22 protein-coding genes and 2 pseudogenes are annotated in these 20,193 nt (G+C 69.4%); 13 read left to right on the top strand and 11 right to left on the bottom strand.

All coding sequences use genetic code 11. The annotated features are described in order from the left end of the window. The first annotated feature begins 121 nt into the window (after window positions 1–121). Window positions 122–1,315, top strand: coding sequence for an MFS transporter (locus H4687_RS20520; RefSeq protein WP_050398160.1), 1,194 nt, complete (start codon window positions 122–124; stop codon window positions 1,313–1,315). A 181-nt stretch (window positions 1,316–1,496) separates the two neighbouring features. Here the strand turns inward: H4687_RS20520 and H4687_RS20515 are convergent, their stop codons facing one another. The 3 genes from H4687_RS20515 to H4687_RS46545 all read right to left on the bottom strand — a co-directional run bounded on the left by H4687_RS20515 (window position 1,497) and on the right by H4687_RS46545 (window position 2,997). After that, window positions 1,497–1,802: a zinc-ribbon domain-containing protein gene (locus H4687_RS20515; RefSeq protein WP_050398159.1), complete on the bottom strand. Its 306-nt coding sequence runs from the start codon at window positions 1,800–1,802 to the stop codon at window positions 1,497–1,499. Window positions 1,803–1,996: 194 nt separating this feature from the next. Continuing rightward, window positions 1,997–2,413 carry an HNH endonuclease gene (locus H4687_RS20510; protein WP_046917759.1) on the bottom strand — a complete coding sequence of 139 codons (417 nt, stop codon included), beginning with the start codon at window positions 2,411–2,413 and terminating at the stop codon, window positions 1,997–1,999. 113 nt (window positions 2,414–2,526) lie between these two features. Further along, entirely contained in the window at window positions 2,527–2,997 is a 471-nt protein-coding gene (locus tag H4687_RS46545) for a DUF6083 domain-containing protein (RefSeq protein ID WP_225966761.1), read from the bottom strand. Between the two features lie 449 nt (window positions 2,998–3,446). On the opposite strand from H4687_RS46545, the gene H4687_RS20500 reads away from it, so the two are divergent. Continuing rightward, window positions 3,447–4,733: a M48 family metallopeptidase gene (locus tag H4687_RS20500; protein WP_046917730.1), complete on the top strand. Its 1,287-nt coding sequence runs from the start codon at window positions 3,447–3,449 to the stop codon at window positions 4,731–4,733. Window positions 4,734–5,269: 536 nt separating this feature from the next. After that, the gene (locus tag H4687_RS20495; RefSeq protein WP_451682034.1) at window positions 5,270–5,632 is read left to right on the top strand and encodes a GNAT family N-acetyltransferase; all 363 of its coding nucleotides are present in this window, start codon (window positions 5,270–5,272) and stop codon (window positions 5,630–5,632) included. A gap of 21 nt (window positions 5,633–5,653) precedes the next feature. Here H4687_RS20495 and H4687_RS20490 read toward each other — a convergent pair. Continuing rightward, a pseudogene (locus tag H4687_RS20490) lies at window positions 5,654–6,661 on the bottom strand (IS630 family transposase); the annotation flags it as partial. 139 nt (window positions 6,662–6,800) lie between these two features. On the opposite strand from H4687_RS20490, the gene H4687_RS20485 reads away from it, so the two are divergent. Further along, complete coding sequence (locus tag H4687_RS20485; protein WP_046917760.1) at window positions 6,801–8,219, top strand: ATP-binding protein; 1,419 nt, start codon at window positions 6,801–6,803, stop codon at window positions 8,217–8,219. 395 nt (window positions 8,220–8,614) lie between these two features. Here the strand turns inward: H4687_RS20485 and H4687_RS20480 are convergent, their stop codons facing one another. The 3 genes from H4687_RS20480 to H4687_RS20470 form a co-directional block, all read right to left on the bottom strand. After that, window positions 8,615–8,905: a hypothetical protein gene (locus H4687_RS20480; RefSeq protein WP_046917732.1), complete on the bottom strand. Its 291-nt coding sequence runs from the start codon at window positions 8,903–8,905 to the stop codon at window positions 8,615–8,617. A 322-nt stretch (window positions 8,906–9,227) separates the two neighbouring features. Continuing rightward, window positions 9,228–10,271, bottom strand: a complete 1,044-nt coding sequence (locus H4687_RS20475) for a fatty acid desaturase family protein (RefSeq protein ID WP_046917733.1) — start codon at window positions 10,269–10,271, stop codon at window positions 9,228–9,230. Between the two features lie 291 nt (window positions 10,272–10,562). Further along, window positions 10,563–11,369 (bottom strand): hypothetical protein, encoded by an 807-nt coding sequence (locus H4687_RS20470; protein WP_046917761.1) that lies wholly within the window; start codon window positions 11,367–11,369, stop codon window positions 10,563–10,565. Window positions 11,370–11,571: 202 nt separating this feature from the next. Between H4687_RS20470 and H4687_RS20465 the strand changes: the two genes are divergently transcribed. The 7 genes and pseudogenes from H4687_RS20465 to H4687_RS20435 form a co-directional block, all read left to right on the top strand. Beyond that, window positions 11,572–12,006 (top strand): Asp23/Gls24 family envelope stress response protein, encoded by a 435-nt coding sequence (locus tag H4687_RS20465; RefSeq protein WP_046917734.1) that lies wholly within the window; start codon window positions 11,572–11,574, stop codon window positions 12,004–12,006. Between the two features lie 36 nt (window positions 12,007–12,042). Beyond that, the gene (locus H4687_RS20460) at window positions 12,043–12,270 is read left to right on the top strand and encodes a hypothetical protein (protein ID WP_046917735.1); all 228 of its coding nucleotides are present in this window, start codon (window positions 12,043–12,045) and stop codon (window positions 12,268–12,270) included. Beyond that, window positions 12,267–12,713, top strand: coding sequence for an Asp23/Gls24 family envelope stress response protein (locus H4687_RS20455; RefSeq protein WP_050398158.1), 447 nt, complete (start codon window positions 12,267–12,269; stop codon window positions 12,711–12,713). Before H4687_RS20460 ends, H4687_RS20455 begins: the two co-directional genes overlap by 4 nt. Beyond that, a complete protein-coding gene (locus H4687_RS20450; protein WP_046917737.1) occupies window positions 12,710–13,402 on the top strand; it encodes a DUF6286 domain-containing protein in 693 nt (230 codons plus the stop codon). Before H4687_RS20455 ends, H4687_RS20450 begins: the two co-directional genes overlap by 4 nt. Before the next feature lie 10 nt (window positions 13,403–13,412). Then, window positions 13,413–14,006 (top strand): alkaline shock response membrane anchor protein AmaP, encoded by a 594-nt coding sequence (gene amaP / locus H4687_RS20445; RefSeq protein ID WP_046917762.1) that lies wholly within the window; start codon window positions 13,413–13,415, stop codon window positions 14,004–14,006. 359 nt (window positions 14,007–14,365) lie between these two features. After that, window positions 14,366–14,524: a hypothetical protein gene (locus H4687_RS20440; protein ID WP_167358617.1), complete on the top strand. Its 159-nt coding sequence runs from the start codon at window positions 14,366–14,368 to the stop codon at window positions 14,522–14,524. Window positions 14,525–14,832: 308 nt separating this feature from the next. Further along, window positions 14,833–15,000 (top strand): annotated as a pseudogene (locus H4687_RS20435) (YdcF family protein); the annotation flags it as partial. Window positions 15,001–15,200: 200 nt separating this feature from the next. Here the strand turns inward: H4687_RS20435 and H4687_RS20430 are convergent. From H4687_RS20430 to H4687_RS20410, 4 genes are all read right to left on the bottom strand, one after another. Beyond that, window positions 15,201–15,731, bottom strand: coding sequence for a GNAT family N-acetyltransferase (locus tag H4687_RS20430; RefSeq protein WP_046917738.1), 531 nt, complete (start codon window positions 15,729–15,731; stop codon window positions 15,201–15,203). Window positions 15,732–16,495: 764 nt separating this feature from the next. Next, window positions 16,496–16,801 (bottom strand): hypothetical protein, encoded by a 306-nt coding sequence (locus H4687_RS20420; RefSeq protein ID WP_225966759.1) that lies wholly within the window; start codon window positions 16,799–16,801, stop codon window positions 16,496–16,498. 155 nt (window positions 16,802–16,956) lie between these two features. Next, window positions 16,957–17,085: a hypothetical protein gene (locus H4687_RS47550; protein WP_264086502.1), complete on the bottom strand. Its 129-nt coding sequence runs from the start codon at window positions 17,083–17,085 to the stop codon at window positions 16,957–16,959. A gap of 580 nt (window positions 17,086–17,665) precedes the next feature. Next, on the bottom strand, window positions 17,666–17,887 hold the full coding sequence (locus H4687_RS20410) for a hypothetical protein (protein WP_046917739.1): 222 nt from the start codon (window positions 17,885–17,887) through the stop codon (window positions 17,666–17,668). A gap of 346 nt (window positions 17,888–18,233) precedes the next feature. Here H4687_RS20410 and H4687_RS20405 point away from each other — a divergent pair, with 346 nt between their 5' ends. Continuing rightward, the gene (locus tag H4687_RS20405) at window positions 18,234–18,827 is read left to right on the top strand and encodes an RNA polymerase sigma factor (RefSeq protein WP_046917740.1); all 594 of its coding nucleotides are present in this window, start codon (window positions 18,234–18,236) and stop codon (window positions 18,825–18,827) included. A 1-nt stretch (window position 18,828) separates the two neighbouring features. Then, on the top strand, window positions 18,829–19,776 hold the full coding sequence (locus H4687_RS20400) for a CU044_5270 family protein (protein WP_225966758.1): 948 nt from the start codon (window positions 18,829–18,831) through the stop codon (window positions 19,774–19,776). Window positions 19,777–20,193 lie beyond the last annotated feature (417 nt).

Here is a 20,193-nt window from a genome sequence, read left to right as displayed (position 1 = left end):
CGACGGCTTCGGCGGAGCACGGGCAGAGCCCTGGCAGAGCCTTGGCGGAACTCTGGCAGAGCTTTCGCGTGTACGCGAAACATTACGACGGGAGGATGGGGGACGACGAGGGTCGTGTCCCATGCGCAGCTATCAACACCTCTTCCGCACCGCGGAGTTCACCCCTCTCTTCGTCTCCTCCGCGCTCCAGGTCGCCGCCTCCACGATCGGCGGTCTCGCCCTGGCCACCTCCGTCTACGCGGCGACCGGCTCCCCGCTCCTGTCCGCCCTCAGCATGTTCGGCCCGTCCCTCGCCCAAGTGGTCGGCGCGACGACCCTGCTCTCGGCGGCGGACCGCCTGCCACCGCGCGCGACGACGGCGGGCCTCGCCGCCTTCCTCGCGGTGAGCACGGCGTCGCTGGCCCTGCCCGGCCTGCCCCTGTGGACGGTCTTCGCGGTCATCGCGGCCCAGGGCCTGTTCGCCTCCCTCGGCGGCGGAGTCCGCTGGGGTCTGCTGAACGAGATCCTCCCGAAGGACGGCTATCTCCTCGGCCGCTCGGTGTTCAACATGCTGCACGGCATCACCCAGATCGCCGGTTACGCGACCGGCGGCGCCCTCGTGGCCCTGCTGTCCCCGGCGGTCACCCTCCTGGTGGCAGCGGCCCTGTACGCGGCGGCGGCCCTGTGCACCGCCCTCGGCCTGACCCGCCGCGCCCCACGCGCCTCCGGCCGCCCGTCCGTCGCCGAGACCTGGCGCACGAACGCCCTGCTCTGGTCGTCCGTCCCCCGCCGCCGCCTCTACCTGGGCCTGTGGATCCCCAACGGCCTGGTCGTCGGCTGCGAGTCCCTCTTCGTCGCCTACGCCCCCGACCGGGCGGGCCTCCTCTTCGCCTGCGCGGCGCTCGGCATGCTGGCGGGCGACGTGACGGTGGGCCGCCTCCTCCCACCCCGGACCCGCGACCGCCTGGCCACCCCCCTCCTGTTGCTCCTGGCCACCCCCTACCTCCTCTTCGCCCTCCACCCCCCGACCCCCGCCGCGGCGGCCTGCGCGACCCTCGCCTCCGTCGGCTTCGGCGCGAGCCTGATCCAGCAACAACACCTCCTGACCCTCACCCCACCCGAACTCACCGGCCACGCCCTGGGCCTGCACTCGTCCGGCATGCTCACCCTCCAGGGCCTGAGCGCGGCCCTGGCGGGCGGCCTGGCCCAACTGACCTCACCGGCGACGGCGATGACGATGATGGCGGGGGCTTCGGTGCTGGTGACGTCGGTGCTGTGGGTGGCGGGGCGGCCCGAGCGGGCGGGGCGGCGCGCCGCAACGATGTCCGCGCCGTGACGCGACCTGCCGACAGCTCCGCTCAGGTCAAGCCGGTCACTCGGACGGGTGACGCGCGCTTCGCGGCCGGGGAGGGTGGGTGGGCGGGTAGTTCTTTCCCTCAGTCCTTTGGGGAGGTCAGCGGCCCGCCGGACCCTCGCGGACAGGGCCCCGGTGCCCCCGGAAGACGGACAGCCGCCTCCTAGGACTGGTACCGCTGCTGCTGGGGCTGACCGTGGGACGGACCGCCCGAGCCGCCGTGACCGCCGCCCGAACTCTGCGCCTGGAGCTGCTCCGCCTCCTCGGCGGTCACCTTCTGCTCCGCGCCGCAGAACGTGCACTGCGTCTGGTACTTCGTCGAGATCGGGAACAGCGGCACGAAGAACAGCGTGAACTTCGTGACCCGCTTCCTGAGCGTATGCGCGGCGGGGTTCCCGCACTGCCCGCACACCAGCGTCAGTATCGCGAGCTGGTACAGGTATCCCTTGGTGCCGAAGATGACGAACATGTGATCCTTCCCGGGGGTGCCATGAGACGCACCGCACGCACCGCACGCACCGCACGCTCTGCCTTCCAGTGTGCCTGTCCCTCACTTCTTCAGGTCGGCGTGCGGTGGAAGGAGCGTGAGGGGGTGCGCCCCGCGATGGCACGGTGACGTGCTGTTGCTGTTGCTGTGCGGGCAGGGCCGGGCCTCCGGACGCCTCAGCGCCCTTCGCGCTCGTAACGCTCCACCCGGCGGGCCAGCTTGGCCCGGTACCGCTCGGGCGAGTGGTACGCCTGGGACCGCCGGACCATGTCCTCCGCGTTCAGGCTCTCCGCGAGGTCCCGGAGGCCGGGCAGCCGACCGAGCACCGCGCGCTGGGCTTCGGCCTCCTCGACAGTCCTCAGCGGAGTGCTGTCGTTGCGCGCATGGTTGCAACCCCAGTGCGTGAGACGCACGTTGTCCCGGGTGTCGGTGCCGCCGGACGAGATGGTGCGGACGTGGTCGATGCTCGGGGACCGAGGATCGGGGTGCTCCCGGACCCGGTCCACCGGATCCAGACACAGCCCACAGACCCACCCGTCCCGCGCCCCGATCTCCTCGACGGTGTAACGCTCGACGCCCCCATTGGTCCGCATACGCTCCCGCCGCCGCCGATCCTGCACACGCTTGGCTTCGGCGCGCCGGGGCGCGGACGGTTCGGCGTCACTCACCGGTGCCTCTTTCTCCACTTTCTCCACTGGAATCGGCGTCAGGCGTCACGCCGCAGACAGACGAACTCGTGGGAGGGAATGACGGGTTCCCCGGGCGTGGGGTCGACGGCGCCGATCCTGACGGCCACTGTAGCCACCACGACCGGAGTGTTCGCCGCCCTCGGCCGCATCAGACGCCAACGGTGGTGCGGAGCGACCTTCTTCGCCGGCAGCTCGAACGTGGCCAGCTCGACCCAACGGTCGTAGTTGGTCGGGTACCGGCGCACGGGCGCATCGCAACGCCGGCAGGTAGGCGGCTCCACCCATCCCCCATCGTCCGGATCCACCTCGGCCTCCGGCGCGGCTGTGGCCCCCTCACCCAGGGCAAGCTCGTTGGCCACCTCGTGCCAGCACCTGTCACAGAGTTCGGCCGACAGGGGAATGATCCGTCCACGCTCACGAACATCGGGCCCGTTGGAGGAACACAACAGACACTCCGGCCGACCGACACCGTCGAGAACCACCACCATTCCCTGAGTGTGAGTGCCCCATACACCCTGCAAAAAGGGCGCGTTCAGGCCTTATTCAAAAAAGTCGCACCAAAACACCTTGCTCAACTCACACCCGCCACTGCTGCAACAAAGGCGGCATGTGCGCGAAATCGTAGAGGAGGTCTTTAATCCGCCCCGATGCAAGGGCAGGGAGAACCGGAGAATTCTCGTTGTGATCCGTATCCACGGCTTCAGCCGGACACCGGTCGCCTACGGGCCGTTCCCGTTCCCCGTTCCCGTGCCCTCTTGCCACCCGCTCCCGGAGGACGCTGCCCGAGCCACCGCCGCCCCTCGGACGATTGCGACGAGATCACGGTTCAGCCGATACGGACGGCCCATGCCCCACCGCGTCTCGGCCGTGTGATCAGATCGCCCGGTATCAGCAGGCGGCAGCTCGGGGAGGGGCTGCGGAGGAGGGGAAAGACGTCATGCCCGCCATGACCAGAGAGACGACACAGCCGTGCCCGGAATGCGGCACGGAAATCCGGGGCGACAGCCGGTTCACCGTCTGGTGTGCCGCCTGCGACTGGAACGTGGACCCCGAGGAGCCGAGACCGGACGGGGGCCGACTGGAACGAGCCGAACGCGCCCTCGCCCGACGGCATGGCGAGCAATTGCTCGCCGAGATGCAGAGCGGGCGGGAATCCCGCCCGCGGCGCGACGCCTCGGCGCTGGCGGGCACCGCGCTCGCACTGACCGTGCACGGTGTCACCCTCGCGCTCGCCGTCGGCGGTGTCTGGTGCGTGGTGGCGGGCTGGGGCGGTGTCGGCATGGTGGCGGGGCCGGTGCTCCTGGTGCTGGCCTGGGCGCTCGCTCCGAGGGCTCGCCGCCTGCCCGACGACCAACCCTTGCTGTTCCGGGCCGACGCGCCCGAACTCTTCGCCCTGGTGGACGAGGTGGCGGACGCGGTCGGCACCCGAGGCGTGCACGTGATCGCCGTGGACGGGAGCATCAACGCCTGCGTCACGACGTACGGTGTGCGCGGCCGGCGACTGCTGGTGCTGGGCATGCCGCTGTGGGAGGTTCTCACGCCCGGGGAGCGGATCGCGCTGCTCGGCCACGAGCTGGCCCACTACGCCAACGGCGACACACGCAACGGCCTGGTGGTGGGCTCGGCGATACGGACCATGGCCCTCTGGCACCAGACCCTTCGGCCGTTTGCGCATCCGTCCGCGATGGAGATGCTCGTCAACGTCTTTTACGTGGTCCCACGCCTGCTGGTCCACGCGGTGTTGGTACTGCTCGTCCGGCTGACGTCGCGAGCCGGGATCCGGGCCGAGTACCTCGCCGACCGGCTGGCGGCCCGCACCGCGTCCACCCAGGAGGCTGCGAGCCTCATGGACCGGTTGCTCATCACCAGGGCGCTCGGCGTCCAGCTGCGCGGTGCGGCCAACCGTGCCGCCCTGGGCGGGAGAAGGTCCGCCCGGGAGGCCGCGGCCCGGGCCGACGAGCTGTGGGAAGTCCTCACCGCGTACGCGGCGTCCGTCCCCGAGCACGAGTACGAACGGCAGAGGCGAGCCGGAGCCCGTCGCGGGCACCAGGTCGACGCCACCCACCCGCCGACCCATCTGCGGCGCGCCTGCCTGCTCGCCGGGGAGCCCCAGCCGGCCGCGGTGGTGCCGCAGGCCCATCGGACGGAGCGGATCGCCGCGGAACTCGCCACGGCCCGCACCGAGGTGGCCCGCCGCCTCCTGCGCGACGGCCTCGGGGACTGACCCCTTCGCGGGCGGCCTGCCGTATCTGGGGACATCGGGGACTGCAACTGGGGCCACACTGGCAGCCATCTCTACGCCGAGGTCACCTACCGCGCGCAGGTAATCGAGGTGTCACTGGGCTTTTGGACCAAGCCAACCGACGCTGGCTGGGTCGTCGCGGGACCGTCCACACTCTGGTAGACACACGGAAGACAGCCCGTGCGCACCGGGCCTCGCCCCACGCCGACCCAGTGACCTGCAACTTCAGGTTGGAAAGGCTGAGTCCTTCCAGTGGTCCTGAAGCTTCTCGGTGGCTTCTTGCATCGTGTCGCCGTAGCCGACCCCGGCGAACGTTCCTGGCCACCGCACTAGTGCTCTGACCGCATAGGTTCGCCGGGAGGACGGCACTCTCGAAATTCGGATGCGCCAAGATCACCCACCTGCGATAGTCGCGCTCTGTGAACAGTAGTGAGCTTGTGTTTCGGCGTGCGGATGACTCTGATGCGGCCGACGTTGCCGACGTTTGGCTGCGTTCTTTCACCGCTGCGCTGCCGACCGTGCGCCGCGCGCACGGCGACGACGAGGTGCGGAATTGGTTTTCCTACGTGGTGGTGCCGAAGTGCGAGACCTGGGTAGCCGTCGCCGAGGGCTCCGTGATCGGGCTCCTGGTACTCGATGGCGAGGAACTCGAACAGCTCTACCTCGATCCGTCCTGGCGCGGCCGGGGTGTAGGCGACCGGTTCATGGACTTGGCCAAGCAGCAGCGGCCCGATGGACTGGGACTGTGGACGTTCCAGGTCAACGGACCAGCTCAACGGTTCTACGAGCGGCACGGCTTCATCGCGGTCGAGCACACCGACGGGCTGCGCAACGAGGAACATGAGCCGGACGTCCGCTACACCTGGCAGCCTCACGAGTAGAACCCCCGCTGAGAAGATCGGTCAGGCCGCGTCGGCGAGGGGGTGTCCGCCCCGGCGGACGCGTTTCTCGCTGCGGATGCGGGCGCGCTCCGTGCGTTGGGCGGCCAGGACGTCGGGGTGGCGGGCGTTGGCGTTGCGCCGGCGCAGGTAGGCGTGCAGAGCCCGGGTCCGGACGGTGTGGTCGGGGTGGTGGGAGTCGGCGAGGGTGAACTGCCGCAGCGGCCCGAAGTGCGCCTCGACGGAGTTGGCCCAGGAGGCGTTGGTCGGGGTGAAGCGCAGCTCCACTTTGTTCTTACCCGCCCAGGCGCGGATCTTGGTGCCCTTGTGGGCCGAGAGGTTGTCCATGATCACGTAGATCGGGGCGCCGTCCGGGCGAGCGGCCCGGATCGACTTCAGCGCGGCCAGGGAGTTCACGGCGCCTTTGTGGCGGCGGTTGACGCCCCACAAGGTGTCGTCGCCGACCGAGTAGCAGCCGTGGAAGTAGGTCACCACGTGAGTGCGGTGGTAGGTCGCCGGGACCCGGTCGGGCCGGTTCTGCTTCGCCCAGCAGGACCCGCCGGTGGGGCGGATGCCCAGTGGGCCGCATTCGGCGAAGGCGAAAACGCGGTCGGGGAAGTGCTCCAGGACGTGCTCGATCCGGTCGAGCTTGGCGTCGCGCTCGGGGTCGGTGGACTCCTTCCAGGTCTGGGTCCGCTGGAAGGTCACGCCGCGGCGGGCGAGCAGGCGCCGCAGGGCCTCACGGCCGATCCGGATCACCCGGCCATGGACTTTGCGCAGGTAGACGACGAGTTTGCGTAACGGCCGGCGGGTGAAGCGCTGGCCGATCCTGGAGGAGCGGGTGGTGGCCGTCGCCACGACGAAGTCCTCGTCGTCAGGGCCGAGCCGGCGGGGACGGCCTCCCGCCCACTGAGGGGCCAGGCAGGCCAGCCCGATCTCGTTGAACCGGTGGATCACATCGCGGACCGTGTCCTCGTCGGCCTGCACCAGCTGGGCGATCACCGGCACGTGGTTCCCGCAGGCCGAGGCCAGGCTCACGCAACGCTGATTTCTCGTGGGTGGACTGGGCTGTCACTGCCTCCATCCGAACGGGCCACAGCTAACACTAATGTTACTAACTGTGATGTTAGTATCTGCGAGGTGGGTAATGGTCGTAGAGGAAGGCGGCGACGTGGCGGATTTCGTAGGCAGGCGGCATGAGCTCAAGACGCTGGACCGCGAGCTGGGCAAGGTGACGGCGGGGATCGGCAGGGAGCGCCCCGGGCGGTGCGTGATGCTTCGTGGGCGCCGCCGAGTGGGTAAGTCGCGGTTGGTGGAGCGGTTCGCCGAGATGTCTGGTGCGCCCTTCCTCTTCTACGCCGCAACGGGGGCGTCGACAAAGGCGGACCTGGAGCGGCTCGGTCAGGACGCGCAGTCATCCAGCCTTCCGCTGGCGAACCTGCTGTCTTCTGCCAGCCCGGCGAGCTGGGATGCCGCCTTCGATGTACTGGCCGCCGTATTGCCGCACGACCGGGCGAGCGTGGTGGTCCTGGATGAGGTGCCCTACTTGATGGATGACGCGGGCGCGTTCGAGGGAATGCTGCAGCGGGCCTGGGACCGAGTGCTGGAGACGAAGCCGGTTCTGCTGGTTCTCATCGGCTCCGACCTGTCGATGATGGAAGCGCTGAACAGCTATGGACGCCCGTTCCATCAGCGCGGACGGGAGATGGTGCTGGGGCCGCTCAACCCGGCGGAGGTGGGCGAGATGCTCGGCCTCGACCCTGCCTCGGCCTTCGATGCGGCCTTGATCACCGGTGGACTGCCTCTGATTTGTGCGGAGTGGACGCACGGCGCCGGCGTCTGGGAGTTCCTGCGGGAGGCGCTCAGTGATCCGGTCTCGGCCTTGTTGGTGTCGGCGGAACGCTCGCTCGCCGCGGAGTTCCCCCAGCAGGTGCAAGCCCGCACTGTGCTCTCGGCTATCGGCAGCGGTGAGCGGACGTTCTCCAATATTGCGCGCGCAGCCGGCGGGATCGGGGCAACGCCGCTACAGCGGTCGCTGGGAATCCTTGCGGACAAGCGAGTGATCGCGGCGGAGCTTCCCGTGTCGACGCGGCCTTCGAAGGATCGCCGCTATCGGATCGCGGATCCATATCTCCGCTTCTGGCTGAAGCTACTGGGCCCCGCGATGCAGGAGATCGAGAGGGGCCGGGGTGACCTGACGCTGCGCCGTATCCGCGAGAACTGGACCAGTTGGCGCGGTAGGGCCGTTGAACCTCTGGTGCGCGAGGCCTTGGCACGGCTGTTGCCTGACGGGGACCTCCCCGCCGCCCCCGCGATCGGCGGTTATTGGACCCGCACCAACGATGTGGAGATCGACATCGTGGGAGCGGACCGCGAGCCGATCGCCAGGGAACTGTTCTTCGTCGGCTCGGTGAAGTGGCTGGAGAACTCCCCGTTCGACCGGCACGATCTCGCGGCCCTGCATCGACACCGCGCCGCGCTCACGCCTGCACCTGTGCCGGTCATCGCTGCCTCGCGGAGCGGAACCGACTGCGCCGGGCTCGACGCTGCGTACGGCCCGGCGGAGCTTCTCGCGGCGTGGTCCCCCTGAGCATGCCGGGATACACGTCGATGCCAGGGCTTGGCCTGTCGGCCGGACTCGGATTGGCCAAGTGCCGCACCCCCCAACACGACGTCCTTGACCAGCTCCGCCGCGACCTCGGAACCGTGCCCGACAGCCTCGACACGGAAGTCCTTCCCGATCACGCAAACGACCCCGGACGACGAGTCCGAGGCCGAATGGACCCCCTCCCTGGGGGATGAACCCCAGGTCAGAGCGGCAACGTGTTGCGCCCCCGGCAGGATTCGCACCTGCAGCGCATGCAGCCGCTCGGTTTGGTCCGGATGCGTCCGCCCTCGTCCGCCGCCGTCCGTCGACGTCCGTCGACGTTGTCACGCAGTCAGACACTCGCGCTGAGGTCGGCGTGGCTCTTCCCGAGCCTGTTCTCAGGGACCGAGGACGCCCAGCGCCCCGAGCGCGAGGCATGCGGTACCGATGAGGAAGAACCCACCCACGGCGATCATGGCCGCGCCGAGCCTACCGACGCCGGCACTCTTGCCCCCTTGCGGTACCAGCGAGCCCAACGCCTTCTGCCCGATGTCGAGATACGCAGGTAGCCGTCCCGTCCGCCGCAGCATCCAGCCGACGCTGATGAGCGCCATGCCAAAGATCAGCGTGAGCACGCTCGTCTGGAGCTGGTAGGTCGGGTCGTGCCCGCCCGAAACAGCATTGAGCACGCAAGTCCCTCCAGGACGTGCTAGGCGGCGCTGCCGCCGGCGGAACGAAGCGGCCCATCTTGCCGTACGGCGAGCCCTGGGCGGAAACGCCTCTGGCAGGGCGCCTCTGACCTGTGGTTTCGTTGGTCGCGGGGCGGCTCATCCGGCCCCATCGGTCGCCATTGGTCGGTCTCGAGTGACCTTGCACGGCTTATTGTTCGCCGGGCTCAGGGGCGAGTCGCAGAGCGGTCGGCTCTTCGACAGCGTCGAACAGCCGTGCTCTGGACCGACGTGCGTGGTCCGACACCACATCACGGGCACCGATGGCTGCGGCAGCGCCTCTCTAGGCGGGGACGTGGGGGTGCCTGAGCGGTGCTCCGGCCTGATGGAGACTGGTGAGGGCCAGCCGGTAGGAGGTGATCAGCCCGGTCTCCACGTAGTCCACGCCCAGCTCCTCACAGTAGCGCCGGACGACGGTCCGGGCCTTGCGCAGGTTGGGGCTGGGCATGCTGGGGAACAGGTGGTGCTCGATCTGGTGGTTCAGTCCGCCCAGTGCGATGTCGGTGAGCCGGCCGCCGCTGACGTTGCGCGAGGTGAGCACTTGGCGGCGCAGGAAGTCCGGGCGGTCTTCGCCGGTCAGGATCGGCATGCCCTTGTGGTTGGGCGCGAAGAGGGAGCCGAGGTAGACGCCGAACAGGCACTGGTGGACGGCGAGGAAGGCGATCGCCATGCCGGGCGGCAGCAGCCAGAACAGGACGCTCAGATAGGCGACGAAGTGCCCGAACAGCAGCGCCCCGTCGAGCCCTCGGTGCTTCAGCGAGCGATTGGCCAGCGCCTTCATGCTCGACACGTGCAGGTTGAAGCCCTCCAGCGTGAGGAGCGGAAAGAACAGGAACGCCTGCCAGCGGCCGATCAGGCGGGGGAGCCCCTTGGCGGCCCGGGCCTGATCCTGGGACCAGACCAGCAGGTCGGGGTCGAGGTCAGGGTCGAGTGCCTCATGGTTGGGGTTGGCGTGATGGCGGGTGTGTTTGTCCTGCCACCACCCGTAGCCCATCCCGACACCGGCACCGGCGATCCGGCCGGACACCTCGCTGGCCCGGCGCCGCCGGAACACCTGGCGGTGGGCCGCGTCATGGGCGATCAGGGCGACCTGGCCGAAGACGACGGCCAGGAAGCCGGCGACGGTCAGCGTCCACCAACTGTCGCCTATGAGCGCGACGGCGGCCCACCCACCGACGTAGAGCGCGGCCACCACGGTGATCCGCACTGCGTAATAGCCGGGACGGCGCCCCAGCAGGCCGGCATCAGCGATCTTTCTCGACAACCGGGCAAAGTCACTGCCGGACCTCTCCAAGGGCGGGGGGCGGACCGTGGTGTTTGTGGTCATGTTGCTGAGACTCTCTCCGAAGGAGGCAGATGGTCAGGCGCCGCCTCGGAAGTTGCTGAGACCGGCCCACAGGCAGGGACGCGCTTCCGCCGTTGCGGATGCACATCGCGCGACCGCGGAGCAAGGACGACGTCTGCTTCGTCTGTCGGCGGCAGCGCACACCCTTCGTCCGCATGCGGGTTCCCTGCCAGGCAGGTCTCACACCGCGGCAGGACAGGGCCAGCGGAGCGGTCCGCGCACGCGCACTTTAAGGGAAGAACCGGGGGCGGCCGATGAAGAGGGGCCGGCCGATCACTGAGGGGCACTCATCACGGTGACCGGCGAGGTCCGTCGCCAGGCCGCGGTTTCCGTGATGAGGGCGGCGACGGTGACCGGGCCCGAGGTGTCAGTGGTGGCTGCCTCGGCCACCGCGTCCCGGACGGCGCGGGCGACTTGCAATGGATGGTGTCCGGGGGCGACCGCGAGGTGAACCTCGATGTGTCGGCCGGGTGGATCATCATGGTCCTCCACCCTGACCGGGCGGCTGCCCAGCACGGCGGTGAGGTGGGCGACGCCCGGCACACCCGCTGCGATGTCCGCCAGCTCCCCGACGAGTCCCCGCATGGACCCTGTTCCGGTCACCGGAGGCGAGCCCTGCTCGGCCGCGGCTTCCGGTGTGGGCCTCATGGCCGTCGCCGCGGTCGGAGACGTCATGCCCGCCTCCGGGACCTCAACGAGATCCGTTACGCGCATGTCAGCCGTCACCGTGGCCAGCCCGAGCCGTTCAGCGGCCGCGCCCAGCAGCGCGCTCCTCAATTCGTCGGCGGTCTCCGGCAGCGGCCGTACGAGGGATGCGGCGAAGGCGGCATCGATGGTGAGCGGGCCAGGCGGTAGCGCGCTGGCCGGCGGACGGACGGCAGGCTCGGACACGGGTTGGAGCGGCGCCGACCCGATGCGCAGGGACTCCAGTCGGACGCCGGGGACCTCGGCGGCAGTGCGCCCGAGGGCCTGGACGGCCGCTTGCTCGGTGATCCACGTCCCGTCGGGGGGCCCGCCGAGCGGGAGCAGCCGGCCCAGGCCAAGCTGGCTTCGTACTGCCTGCGTCCACGCCTCGGTCACCGGCCTCTCACCCTTCTTCTCCACGGCTGCGGTTCTCTTCCCGCGGCGCTCTGCCCGAGGTGTCCGCGCGACCTCGGGGCAGGCGCCTCAGGCCACTCGTCGGACCACCCTGTCTCACACTCTATATTCAGGCAAAAGGTACTAAAAAGACTATAATCCGAGTAATGAGTGCTCTGTGGCCTCGCGAGGGAGGAATATCCCGATGACTGAGAACACCGGCGTCAGGCTCGGCGCTGCGCCCGGTTCTCGCGGCCGGACGACCATCGCCGATGTGGTGGTGGAGAAGATCGCCGGAATGGCGGCACAGGAAGTCCGCGGCGTCTATGCCCTGGGCAGCGGATTCGCCCGCTCGATGGGATCCATGCGGGAGCGGATGCCCGGCGCCGGCAGCGGCAAGTCCGCCACGCGCGGGGTGAGCGTCGAGGTCGGAGAGCTGCAGGCCGCCATCGATCTGGAGCTCGTCGTCGACTACGGCGTCTCGATCACGGACGTGGCCGCCACGGTGCGGGAGAACGTGATCTCCGCCGTGGAGCGGATGGCGGGTCGGGACGTCGTGGAGGTCAACATCACGGTCAGCGACGTGAAACTGCCGGACGACGAAGAGGACCAAGGGGAGGAGCGGCAGCGGATCCAGTAGCCGGGGCGGCAGCCCGCTTGAGTGAAGGAGCGCGAAATGAGCAGGGCCGTGGTGGGCTTGATGGCCGGAATGGCGCTGGGGTTCGCCGCGTATTTCGGTGACTTCTGGGCTTTCCTGCTGGTGCTGGTGCTGGGCCTCGTCGGTCTCGTCATCGGGCGGTTCATGGAGGGTGATCTCGAACCGGGCGACTTCGTCCGCCGCCGGGACCGGCAGGATCGGATCCGTGACGACCGGCGACAGGCTCGGGGAGACTGGCGGCGGTGAGCGGCGAAGCCGATGAGCGCCCGGGCGTCCCCCGCGGGGAGCGCGGAGCGACCGCCGTGACCGACCGGGTCGTCGCGAAGATCGCTGCCCGGGTGGCGCGCGAGACGCTGAGCCGGTTCGCCGACTCGTCCGGCCACGTACCCCCCGGCCGCCGGACGCCGCACGTGAGCACTTCCGTACGGCAGGCGCCGGAACGGACCGGCGCGGCACGGGACGCCGAGTCCGCCGCCGGACTGCGGGCGGTGCTCGGCGAGGCACGGCTGCACATCACCGTCGAGCTCGGCTACCCGTCCGACATCGGCGAGCAGTGCGCCGCGGTGCGCCGCGAGGTCACCGAACGTGTCAGGGCATGGGCCGGCATGGAGGTGTCCGACCTCGCGGTATCGGTCGAGCGCCTGCACTCGGCTCATACGCGGCACACGGACCGGGAGAGGGTGAGATGAGCGCGAACACCTCGCGGCAGTCGGCCGGTGGCAGCGACCTCTCCTCCGGCCCGGGACAGACGGCGGCTCCGCCCGCCGACGGCACTCCTGGGGCGGCCGAGGGCGCGACGAAGGCGATCGACGGATCAGGCCGGTCGGCGCGCCGTTTCTGGTCGTCGCGGCGGATTCCCGCGGCCTTGGCAGCCCTGCTGTCCGCCGCGGCCGTCGGACTTCTCCTGTACGACGTGGTCGCGGTGCGGGCGGGCCGCACCGCGATGGAATGGCGGCGGCGGCTCGCCGAGGAACTGGCCACACGGCCCCTGGACGACGTCTGGATGATCGTCGGGGCCGCGGTGGCGATGGCCCTCGGCCTGTGGCTCTTCCTGCTGGCGGTGACGCCGGGACTGCGCCGGCTGCTGCCCATGCGGCGGCCCACCGGCATCCCCGGGACGGAGGACGTCCGAGCCGGGCTCGACCGCCGCGCCGCCGCCCTGGTTCTGCGCGACCGGGCCATGCAGGTGCCCGGGGTCCAGTCGGCACAGGTCGCCGTCGGCCGCCGGAAGGTGAAGGCCCGGGCCCAGGCGCATTTCCGCGGTCTCGAGGAGGTCCGCGCGGACCTGGACGCCGAGCTGGGCGAAGCCGTGGCGTCCCTGGGCCTGGCCCGGCAGCCCGCCCTGGCCGTGCGCGTCCGGCGCCCCAAGAAGGGCTGAGGTGATCTGGATGCTCAAGACGGTGAACCGGGTGCTGCTCGGACTTCTCGGCCTCGGACTGTTCGCCCTGGGCGGCGGCGTGCTGCTGGGCGCACTGGATCTGCAGCGCCACTGGAATTTCGACGTGCCGGGCTGGTGGCCCTTCCGCGGGCCGGACGACGTGGTGCTGGGCGCCTGGGGACGCACCCGGTGGAGGCAAGAGGACTGGTGGTGGCCGACCGTGATCGCGGTGCTGGCCGTGCTGCTGGCCCTGCTGCTGTGGTGGCTCTTCGCGCAACGCAGACACCGCCTGGACCGCGTCCTCGTCGACAGCGGAGACGGCGGGCCGGCCCGACTCGACGGCCGCACGCTGGAGAGGGCCATCGAGGAAGAGGCACAAGCCCTGGAGGGGGTCTCGCGGGCTCATGTCCGGCTGACGGGCCGACGCACCGCTCCGACCGCACGCGTGCGGCTGCTGTTGGAGCCTCACGCCGACCCGGCGCGGGCTCTTGGGCGGCTGAGCCGCGAAACACTCGCACACGCACGGGACTCGGCCGGCCTGGACCGCCTCCCCTCGAAGGTCCGGCTCCGGGAAGCCCGCCACCGCGCCAAACGCACCGCCTGAGATCCCCAGGGCCGAAGCCCCGTGGGGGCACCGGCTGCGAGGCGCCCAGGATTCCTGGAATCCGAGCGTTCGGGCACGCGGAGAATCAAACGAACAGCACACTGCCTGGCGCACTCGCTCCCTGACGGCGTGCTCGAAGACACCGGCCGGCTGTCGTCGGCATCGTCCTGAGAACCCTGGGGTCGGTGGGGCACGCGGTCGGCGGACGCCGCCTCCACCCCGGTGGAGACCTCGTGCGCCGGAGCCACCACGTACCCCTCCTCGGCCGACGCGACATCGAGCACAGGCACAGCGTGTCCTGCCGTAGCCGAGAGAACACATGGATTCCGCACGGTTCCCTTCCCTGGAGGCACCCCGTCATGGTCCCCTTCCTGATCCTGCTCATCGCCGGAATCGCTCTGGTCGCCATCGGCGCGGCCGTCGACGGCATGCTCTACCTGATGTCCATCGGCGTACTGCTTCTGATCGTCGATCTGCTCTACCTGGCGGCCCGCTCCACCCGGCGCCCGGCCCGCTGACCGACTCCCGAAAGCCTGGACCAGCCCGGGCCTGACAGCACAACAGCCAGGCGCAACCGTTGGTGCACGGTGCACCCGGCGGGGTTCAGCGGCCCTGAGCGCACAAGCCCCTGGAGGGACCTTGGGTTCTCTAGCAGCTGTCGCAACACCCCGGTTCAAGGGGTGCGATGTTCGAGATCCGCAAGACCCGGACGGTGGCTCAGTGCCGCAGGAAGCTGACCCGTGAGGGGGAGGAATGCTTCCGGCTCGTGCAGCAGCGCAGGACGGTGGAGTCGCGGGGCAGGGGATGGGAGAGAACTTGGCATCCCATCAGCGACGAGAAGCTCGTCGCTGACATGCTCGTCGGCGACCGTCAACGGGTGCTGGAGTGCCCGAAGCTCGGCTTCGCCGTCGAACGGAGCGCACCGGGTGACGTGTATGACGCCTGTGAACGGCTTGTACATGACGGGTTCGACAGCCGCCTCAGCGCTCCTTGACGACCAGAGGCGTGAAGCAAGGTAACCGGACCCGCGACCGTCGTGCCCAGCGTCTGTGCAGACTGCACGAGTGCTTGATGCATTTGGTGCCGGTCGGCAGGATCAGGTGGCGGCGGATATCCCGAACCTTTCGCAGTTGGGGCGCATGGGCGCCAAACTCCGTAGCTCGCAGGAGCCTTGGCGCAGGCCGGGGAGCCGACTCACGTTCGAAGGTCCTTGAGCATGACCGCGTACAAAGGGGAGTCGGCGAACGGCTGCTGCTCGCCGGCCTTGGTGTATCCCCACGACTCGTACAGGGCTTGGACCTTGGGGTGGGTCACGTCGACCAGGAGCACGGCGAGGTCCTCCGTGCGTTCCTTCAGCAGCGCCTCGTGGAGTCGTTCGGAGATGCCTTGCTTGCGCCAGCCAGGGCGCACCATGACCTCCGAGACGGCGTAGGTGGAGCTGTAGCCGTCGCTCGGCTCGTAGTCGGTGGAACGCCACCATTCGCGGCCTGGGGCGAGCGGGGCGCCGTAGGCGAAGCCGACCGTCTCGTCCGCGTCGTACGCCACGACGCAGGAGAAGCCGTCCATGCCGGTCCAGTGGTCGACGAACCAGGCGAAGCGTTGGTGGAAGGGGTCGTCCATCTGGTCGGCGTAGGCGTCGGCGTGTACGTCGATGAGCATCTGCCGGAAGCCCTCCGGGAGGCTTCCGTACCGGAAGTGACGCAGGTCGATCACGCTCGACTCCATTCGGTTCGCACGCGGTCTGCCCAGTCTCGTGCGCAGGAGGCGGATGGGGCCAGAAGGAACAGGCCCCGGTGGAAGTCGCCGGGGAGGGTGCGCATGCGGCCGGGGGAGCGTGCCGCCGTCCATGATCGTGAAAACGTCGGCAGCGGTGGCCGTTGCCTGCTCCGGTTCTCCCTGGTGGAGCAGGGCGAGTTGCGCGGTTGCGAGCGCTCTGTTGCGACGGAAGGCGGTCGGGATCCGGGCCAGGGCGCGGTGGGCCATGGCTTCGGCGAGGGTGTGGCTTCCGCTGCTGTAGTGGACGACGGCGGCGAGGTGATCGAGTTCGGACTGGCCGTAGAAGGCCGTCCAGCGAGGGCGCTCTCGCTCCGGTGCCTTGACGAAGGTGTCCTGGGCCCCTCCGAGGGACCGCACGGCTATGCGGCCGTCGCCGAGGGCAGCGTAGGCGAGGGCCGCCCGGGCCCGGCCCAGCGAGTCGAAGAAGGGGTCTCGACGGGCCGCCGAGGAGGCTTGTGCCGCCTGGGCCGCTGCGAGGGCTTCGTCTGGACGAGGTCTCGAAGAAGATGCACAAGCGCTGTGCCAAGCAGCTGGCCAAGGCGAAGGACAAGCTGGAGAAGGCTGAGCGGAAGGCCCGCGAGGCCGCCGAGGCGGTGGCTGCCCTGGAGGAAGGTGTCGCGTGATGTGTGCCTGATCCGTGCCGGGGAGCCGTGCGCGAAAGGGCCGCCCCGCCGCACTGTTGTGGTGGGGCGGCCCCTTGCGTCTCCCTCGGATCAGGTCAGCCGGGGTCGGCGGCCTTCCTCCCGAGCCCGGTCAATCGCAGCAGCGGACGCATCCCCAGCCAGCTGCTCGATCTCCTCGGGCACCTGGCGCTCGTCGAGCACGAAGAGCCGGCCACCGACGAGACGGGTGGTCGTCTTCCAGCCGAGACGGCGCCCCGTCTCACGAGCGGCACGCCGGACGTCCTTGAGCTCTGCCGTCTCCTCAAGGTCGTCGCCGCTCAGAATCAGCTGCCCGAAGTAGCCCTGATACTCGGGCTTGAGGGCCTCCTGCATCAGCGCCTCAAGACGGTCGATCAACTTCTGGTACCGGCGCCGGGCCAGCTCGTCCTTGAAGGGCCAGCTAGGCGGCGGCCTCGTCGGGCGGGATTGCGTTCCCGTGATTCCCCGCTGTTCCCCGTTTGTTCTGGTGCGCTTGTGGTGCGCTCGCCAACGCACCACTTCGTTCGGTAGGCCTACAGATCCACTCGCGTCTCGTTGTCGCCCCGCCTGAGACGGACGTACGCCGGCCGGAACGGCAGGTTGCGCAGGGTCGGCTCCAGGACCTTGAACAAAGCATCGGCATCGGGTCCGTAGGCGTACACGACGGCTTCGCCGCCTCCGAACTCGTTTCCCGTCGACCTCCCCGACGCCTGCCTCCGCGGTCGCTGCCTCCATCGCCTCCTCAGCTTCGTAAATTCGCTCGCGCTGGTCGACATCGCCGAAGCCGTCACCGCCGAGCCGGAAGTGGGCGATGACGGCGTGCTCCTCATCCCCGTTGTCAGGGGCAACGGGTGTCTCCATGCCGCCCCAGACTCGCATTGGGGTCTGACACCGTCACCGCTGTGTTTGAGACGGAAACTGAGACGGCCGCGTTCCTCCGCAACACCGGAGACGGCCCGTGGCCGGCTGCCGAAGCCACCGTCATTCGTGGAGCTAAGCCGCCTTGGGGCGCGCCGCACACATGCCTGAGGCGGGCTCCTGTGCCTCGTCGAGTAGGAAGATCTCCTCTTCCCTGAAGTCTGGGGCCTGGAAGGGGTTTGCCGTCGGAGGCGGCGACGCTGCAGTGGAGCAGCGAGGTTGCTCTTCCGGAGCGGAGAACAGCGACGTTGGCTCGATGAGAGGGCTCTCTTTCGTTACAGGTCCCTGATGGGGCCTGGCGTGCCGTGACCGGGCACAGTGGTCCTACAGCTTGGTCATCTTGGCGTACGGGCTCAAGATCCGCATTTGCGCCGAGCCGAAATCCACCAGCGCCGCGATTCCGTCCTCGATGCCGATTACCCGGCCGAGACCGTACACGTCATGTGTGACCTGGTCGTCCGTTGCGAAGTGCTTGGGAGCCGGTGTGACCGGGGCCTTGAAGGGGCTGGTAGGCAAGTGACGCTTCAGCGCAGCAGGCTTTGTCATGACTCAGTATGAGCATACGCGTATCCCGCTCGCTGTGGCCGTCGGCACAGATCCGGACGAGAGTAACCGCGTCATGCCACTGACCTGCGGTTTCGAGACCTGGTGAGACGAAACTCGGCCTTAGGCTCCTTCGCTAACCGTGGCTGATCTCTGTGGCTCTGTCCACGAGAGCGGACAGCATTTGTTCACCGCTTCGGGCAGCAGACGGCGGTGGGTGCGAATCGAACATTCACCAGTTTCGACAGCACCTGCACCGACCCGCCGGGTACACAACGGCGCCTGGAACAGGCCGCTGAGCGACGACCAACTGGCTGCCCCCGTTGCTGTACGAAGAAGCGAGGGCCTCGTGGGGGATCCACCCACCGACGACGCGCTGGTCATCCGGGAATCCCTGGAGCAGCCGGAGACGTTCGCCAGGCTTTACGACAGACACGCCGCCGAGATCCACCGGTATGTGATGCGCCGGCTGGGCGACAGTCACGCCGACGACATCACGGCGCAGACCTTCCTCATCGCCTTCCGCAACCGCGCCCGTTACGACGTCGCGCACGCCAGTGCCCGGCCGTGGCTCTATGGCATCGCCAGCAACCTCATCGGCAGCCACCGCCGCTCCGAGGTGCGGGCGTTGCGGGCGCTGGCCCGTACCGGCGTCGACCCGGTGGCCGAGTCCTGGTCGGAACGGGCCGACGAGCGGGTGACGGCCGAGGCCTCGCAGCAGGCGTTGGCCGGGGCGATCGCGGCCTTGCCCGGGAAGGACCGGCATGTGCTGCTGCTGGTCGCCTGGGCGGATTTCACCTACCAGGAGTGTGCCGACGCCCTCGGGGTTCCGGTCGGCACGGTCCGCTCCCGGCTGAGCCGGGCGCGGCGCAGGATGCGTACGGCGCTCGGCGCCGACCCCACCCTCGTAAGCGACCACCACGGGGCGGTAACTCATGGATGACATGACCAAGGTGCACGAGTTGCGCGCCGATGCGCCGACGCCGGACCGGGTGCGGCTGGTGCCCGGCCGCCAGAAGCTGCTGGGAGCAGCGCAGCGGGGTTCTGCCCGCAGGGTGCGGCTGGACTGGCGTGTGACGGCTGCGGGGGTCGCCGCGACGGTGATCACCATCGCGGTGCTGGTGACCATGCTCGTCGGTGGCGATGGACCCGAGCGCGGCGTGCAGCCTGCCGGCCCGGACCTGACGTCCGGGGCGGCACTCCTGGAGCAGGCGGCGGAAGCGGTGTCGCGGCAGCCGGATCTGCATCCGCGCGACGGCCAGTGGGTCTATCTGGAGACCGCGCAGTGCCAAGACGGCGCGTCAGACGCAGCGCCCGATGTCAAGCCTGAGGTGAGCGAGGAGTGGGTCCAGTACGACAGCCCCGTGAGGGAGGACGACAAGGACGGCGACACCGAGCCTTCGCAGCGGCGGCTGTATCGCCTGCTCGCCTCGCTGCCGGACGACCCCGCCGAGATCCGGAAGCAGGCGGCGGACATGTTCCCCATGGGCAAGGACACCGGCTTGACGGGTGACCAGCACGAGACCTTCGCGCTCCTGGCGACTCTCGACGAGGCCTATCCCGTGCACCCGCAGGGGATGGCCAAGCTGTTCCGGGCCCTGGCCGCGGACCCCGGGATCGAGGTGGTCCCGCACCTGGTGAAGGACCCCATGGGGCATGACGCCATCGCCATATATCCGGACCGCGGCAGCAAGGCCGTTCAGCGCCAGGAGTACCTCCTCGACCCCGACACCTTCCAGTACCGGGGAAGGCAGACCGTTGCGGTGCGCGACTACGAGGTGACGTACGAGGACGGCTCGTCGGCCGGACGCTCGTACAAGAAGGGCGAGGTCACATTCTGCGAGATGAAGACGACCCAGTCCCTCGTCGACCGGGACGGTGAGAAGCCCTAACCGACCGGGCGGATGCGGCCCCGTGCTCGTGCGCCTTTCGGCGGGCCGACCCGGCGGCACCGAGCCGCCGGCCCTGCGCAGAGGCGGAGGGGCACCGAGCCCGGCCTGCTCCGCCATGCCGAGCTCGCTGCTCCGGGCTGGAACAATCAGCCCTAGCGGCAGGCGGACGCCTCCACGGATGCCTCTAGGCCAAGCCTCGGAACGTCTATCATTCCTTCACTCGCGCCGAGCGCGCCGGCCTTCGCGAAAGGCCCCGGACCATGATCGGTCCGGGGCCTTTTGGCTGGTGCCCCCGGCAGGATTCGAACCTGCGACACCCGCTTTAGGAGTTCGATCCGACATCCTCATCAGGCGGTTGCCGCGAAGCTTGGGCTAGTGCCTACGACCGCCCGGAGTTGCTGGCGTCCGGTGCTGTTG

The organism is Streptomyces stelliscabiei (genome assembly GCF_014873495.1).
Taxonomy (GTDB): domain Bacteria; phylum Actinomycetota; class Actinomycetes; order Streptomycetales; family Streptomycetaceae; genus Streptomyces; species Streptomyces bottropensis.
This window is presented reverse-complemented; position numbering and strand designations above follow the sequence as displayed.

Excerpts from the sequence above, each read along its gene's own strand:
- H4687_RS20510 (WP_046917759.1), bottom strand. The coding sequence starts at position 2,413 with ATGCGGACCAATGGGGGCGTCGAGCGTTACACCGTCGAGGAGATCGGG.
- H4687_RS20460 (WP_046917735.1), top strand. The coding sequence starts at position 12,043 with ATGAGCAGGGCCGTGGTGGGCTTGATGGCCGGAATGGCGCTGGGGTTC.
- H4687_RS20430 (WP_046917738.1), bottom strand. The coding sequence starts at position 15,731 with ATGGAGTCGAGCGTGATCGACCTGCGTCACTTCCGGTACGGAAGCCTC.
- H4687_RS20410 (WP_046917739.1), bottom strand. The coding sequence starts at position 17,887 with ATGACAAAGCCTGCTGCGCTGAAGCGTCACTTGCCTACCAGCCCCTTC.
- H4687_RS20520 (WP_050398160.1), top strand. The coding sequence starts at position 122 with ATGCGCAGCTATCAACACCTCTTCCGCACCGCGGAGTTCACCCCTCTC.
- H4687_RS20450 (WP_046917737.1), top strand. The coding sequence starts at position 12,710 with ATGAGCGCGAACACCTCGCGGCAGTCGGCCGGTGGCAGCGACCTCTCC.
- amaP (WP_046917762.1), top strand. The coding sequence starts at position 13,413 with ATGCTCAAGACGGTGAACCGGGTGCTGCTCGGACTTCTCGGCCTCGGA.
- H4687_RS20440 (WP_167358617.1), top strand. The coding sequence starts at position 14,366 with ATGGTCCCCTTCCTGATCCTGCTCATCGCCGGAATCGCTCTGGTCGCC.
- H4687_RS20475 (WP_046917733.1), bottom strand. The coding sequence starts at position 10,271 with ATGACCACAAACACCACGGTCCGCCCCCCGCCCTTGGAGAGGTCCGGC.
- H4687_RS20400 (WP_225966758.1), top strand. The coding sequence starts at position 18,829 with ATGACCAAGGTGCACGAGTTGCGCGCCGATGCGCCGACGCCGGACCGG.
- H4687_RS20500 (WP_046917730.1), top strand. The coding sequence starts at position 3,447 with ATGCCCGCCATGACCAGAGAGACGACACAGCCGTGCCCGGAATGCGGC.
- H4687_RS46545 (WP_225966761.1), bottom strand. The coding sequence starts at position 2,997 with ATGGTGGTGGTTCTCGACGGTGTCGGTCGGCCGGAGTGTCTGTTGTGT.
- H4687_RS20515 (WP_050398159.1), bottom strand. The coding sequence starts at position 1,802 with ATGTTCGTCATCTTCGGCACCAAGGGATACCTGTACCAGCTCGCGATA.
- H4687_RS20465 (WP_046917734.1), top strand. The coding sequence starts at position 11,572 with ATGACTGAGAACACCGGCGTCAGGCTCGGCGCTGCGCCCGGTTCTCGC.